Origin of the sequence: Tenacibaculum xiamenense (assembly GCF_964513065.1) — a bacterium.
Lineage (GTDB): Bacteria > Bacteroidota > Bacteroidia > Flavobacteriales > Flavobacteriaceae > Polaribacter > Polaribacter xiamenense.
This window is the reverse complement of the sequence record NZ_CAZEQU010000014.1, coordinates 264987-269318: the sequence shown is the minus strand read 5'-3', so window position 1 is coordinate 269318 and position 4332 is coordinate 264987. Positions and strand designations below refer to the sequence as shown.

Annotated in this window: 2 protein-coding genes; both read left to right on the top strand. The window is 27.6% G+C overall.

The window, feature by feature from the left end; genetic code table 11:
• The coding region (locus ACKTTV_RS06375; protein ID WP_408029989.1) for a helix-turn-helix domain-containing protein at positions 1–1534 on the top strand (1534 nt) is incomplete at its 5' end.
• Positions 1524–3236 carry a helix-turn-helix domain-containing protein gene (locus tag ACKTTV_RS06370; RefSeq protein WP_408029988.1) on the top strand — a complete coding sequence of 571 codons (1713 nt, stop codon included), beginning with the start codon at positions 1524–1526 and terminating at the stop codon, positions 3234–3236. The genes ACKTTV_RS06375 and ACKTTV_RS06370, both read left to right, overlap by 11 nt.
• Positions 3237–4332: the final 1096 nt, after the last annotated feature.

Sequence of the window (4332 nt, the reverse complement as noted above, 5' to 3'; positions counted from 1 at the left end):
TTACTTGAAAGCTCTGAAAGAGAAAGATACTATGAAAATGCTTGATGGGAAATACTATCTAGCCGATATTAAAAACGATGATGATTTATATTTAAACTACTGTGATTCTTTGATTAAAGCTTGTAAGACGGATCCCTCTAGAGACTTCCCATCAGCCATTTATTTAGAAAAAGCAAGTTTCTTTTTTCATAAAGGTCTTACAAAATTCTCTATAAAAGAATTAGCTTCAGCTAAAAAGGAATTAAGCTCAATAAAAAATGACAGTTTAGAGAATTTACTATTCGTTTGGTTAGGGTTAGTAAAAAATTATGCTAAACAAAACAATGAAGCCATATATTATTATAAAAAGGCTCTTCAATATGCAAAAAACAAAAATTACCTTCATAAAAATCATTTATATCTTTCTTTACCTGCAAATATTGCTGACGAATATCAAAATATTAACCAATTAGATTCAGCCAATAAATATATAAATGAAGCTATCGAACTCTACAGATTAAATAAGGCAGACTTATTTCTTGGTCTTTCATTATTAATTAAGGGTAAAATTTATATGAAAGAAAAGAAGTATTTACAGGCCATTGAATCTCTCAAAAAGTCAATCCCCGTACTTATAGAGGATGAGAATTACAAAACCTTGATTCTTGTTTATGTAAGAATTGCAAGATGTTATCAAGCAATAAATGACAAAGATCTATCTCTTAAACATCATTCAAATGCCGATTCAATATATAATGTAAGAAAAATCAAAAATCGTTCTCTCAATTATACTTTTTCCTTTCTTGCTAATTACCACAAAAATCAAGGTAATCTGAAGAAGCAACTTCATTATGTAAACAAACTATTAGATCAGAAAGAATTTGAACTCACAGAAAAAAACAAAATCCAACAAACATTTACCAATGAGTTTGATATCCCTAAGTTACTTGAAGAAAGAAAACGTATAGTCGAAGAATTGGAGGCCAAATCAAGAAGAAATCAATTCCTTTTTATTTGCCTATTAGGAATTTCAATAGGCTTTATTTTTTATCAAGTCAGAAAAAATAGAATTCAAAGGAAGCGTTTTGAAACACTACTCAATAAACAGAAAAAAGACAATGAATCATCAATAAATACTCAAGTTCAAGGTTCAAGACCTAAACTGGAACTTTCTGAAAGTATTGTTACGAACATTCTTAAACAACTTGAAAAGTTTGAGGAAAACAACGAGTTTATCAACGTAAATCTAAATCTTCAAAATTTAGCATCTAAGTTTGATACCAATGCGAGCTATTTATCAAAAGTAGTGAATCACTATAAACAGACTTCTTTTTCCAATTATATTAATCAGCTTCGTATTGAATATTGTATTGAGCAATTAAAAAACAATAAACTCTGGAGAAAATACACCATTAAAGCCATTGCCAATGAAGTTGGTTTTAATAAAGCGGAATCTTTTTCAAAAGCTTTTTATAAATATACTGAGCTAAGACCGTCATATTTTATTAAGGAATTAAAGAAAACTCAAACAAGTAACATCACCAATGAAGCATAATATTCTACTTTTTTTGACTGCAATTTTCTTTTATATGCCACTAACTTTAAAAGGGCAAAATTCAGTTTTAGCAGATTCTTTAGCTTCCAAAAGTTTTCAAGAACTAGAGGATCTATTTTATGAAAGTAAACCGGATACTTTGAAGGCAACTCTCTATGCTAATAGTTATTACTTGAAAGCTTTGAAAGAGAAAGATACGATGAAAATGGTAGAGGGTAAATACTTTCTTGCAGATATAAAAGATAATGATGAGATTTATTTGAATTTTTGTGATTCTTTGATCGAAATATGCAAAAAGAAACCTACAAAACAATTTCCTGCTGCGATACATTTGGACAAATCGCGTTTTTTCTTTCATTCGAACGACCAATTTAACTCTCTCCAGGAAATAGTGAAAGTCAAAAACTATCTAGAAGTTATGGAAAATGACCTCCTTTATAGTTTATATTATTTAAGGTTGGGATTATTAAAAAATCACTCAAAAAATTACGAGCAAGCTTTATACTTTTATAAAAAAGCCCATCAATACTCGTTAAAAACGAATAACACCTATGAAAATAAAATACTGCTGTCTATACCTCTTAATATATCTTTGATTTATTATAAACTTAAAAAGTACGATTCAGCAATAATAGCGAATAAGAAAGCAGCAAATTTATTTTTATCAATAAACGATACTATTAGCCTTGGATATACATTTTACAATGCAGGATCGGTCTATTTTGATAAACTAGAAATTTCGAAAGCCATAGAAAGTTACAAAAAATCTATTCCTTATATAAAATCAGATGAAAATTATAGAGTTTTATGTATTATCTATTCTAAATTGGGAAGATCTTTTGAAATATTAAGAAAAAGGCAAAGAGCATTAAAATATCATTTATGTTCTGATTCAATTTATAACTTAAGAAAAATTAGAAACTCTTACCTTAAATATTCTTTTTCTTTTCTAGCTAACTATTATGAAGAACAACAAGATTCAGAAAAACAACTCCATTATGTAAATAAACTCTTGGAATTAAGAGAGTTTGAATTAACAGAAAAAAATAAAATTCAACAAACTTTTACCAATGAGTTTGACATCCCCAATCTATTAGCTGAAAGAAAACGAATTGTTGAAGAGATAGAGGCTAGATCAAGAAGGAATCAATTTGTTTTTATTTCTCTATTAGGTATTTCAATAGGCTTTATTTTTTATCAAGTAAGAAAGAATAGAATTCAAAGGAAGCGCTTTCAAACACTACTCAATAAACAGGAAAAGGATAATGAATCATCAATAAATACTCAAGTTCAAAATTCAAGGTCTAAACTTGAACTTTCAGAAAGTATTGTTACTAGCATTCTTAAACAACTTGAAAAGTTTGAAGATAATAACGAGTTTATTGATGTAAATTTAAATCTTCAAAATTTGGCATCTAAGTTTGATACCAATGCGAGCTATTTATCGAAAATGGTGAATCACTATAAACAAACTTCTTTTTCTAATTACATTAATCAACTTCGTATTGAATATTGTATTGAGCAATTGAAAAATAATGAGCTCTGGAGAAAATATACCATTAAAGCCATTGCCAACGAAGTCGGTTTTAATAAAGCGGAATCTTTTTCAAAAGCTTTTTATAAATATACCGAGTTAAAACCGTCTTATTTTATTAAGGAATTAAAGAAAACCCAAACAAATAATATCTCCAATGAAGCATAGCATTGTACTTTTTTTGACTGTCATTTTCCTTTACACGCCATTAACTTCAAAAGGGCAAAATTCAATTTTAGCAGATTCTTTAGCTTCCAAAAGTTTTCAAAAATTAGAAGAGCTATTTTATGAAAGTAAACCAGATACTTTAAAAGCTATATTATATGCTAATAGTTATTACTTGAAAGCATTGAAAGAGAAAGATACAATGGAAATGGTTAATGGAAAATATTTTCTTGCTGATATAAAAAGTAATTTCGATATATATTTAAAATTTTGCGATTCTTTGATTTCGATTTATAATAAAACCCCTAACAAGATTTTTCCTGTATCTATATATTTGGATAAATCACACTTTTATTATCAAAAAGCTAATTATTCTTTAGCGCTAAATGAATTAACTCAAGCTGAGAAAATTCTGAAAGAAATAAAAAATGACAGCTTACAAAACTTGTTATACGTATGGCTCGGTTTAATAAAAGACTTTAACAAAGATTATAACGAATCTTTAAGTTTCTACAAAAAAGCCTATGATTTCGCCAAAAGAAAAAACTACTTACAAGGCAACTATGCTTTCCTTTCTTTACCTACCAATATCTCTGATGTATATCTAAGTATTAACAAATTAGATTCTGCCAATAAATACATCGAAGAAGCGATAGATTTATATACTAAAATTAAAACCAAACCATTTATTGGCTTTTCTCACTTTATAAAGGGAAAAATAGATATAGAACAAAAAAAATATCATTCCGCAATAAAATCCTTGAAATACTCCGAAAAAACCTTCCTAAATGATCAAAATTATAAAACCCTAGTATATAATTACAATTTAATCGCTCTATGTTACCAAAAAATTAATAGGGATGATCTTTCTAAAAGGTTTTATCAAAAAACTGATTCCATATATAATTTAAAAAATGTTAAACATTATTCTCTTAAGTATACTTTTTCTTTTCTTTCTAATCATTATAAAGAGAGAGGTAACTTGGAAAAACAACTTCATTATGTAAACAAACTATTAGATCTGAAAGAGTTTGAACTCACAGAAAAAAATAAAATCCAACAAACTTTCACCAATGAGTTTGACATCCCCAATCTATTG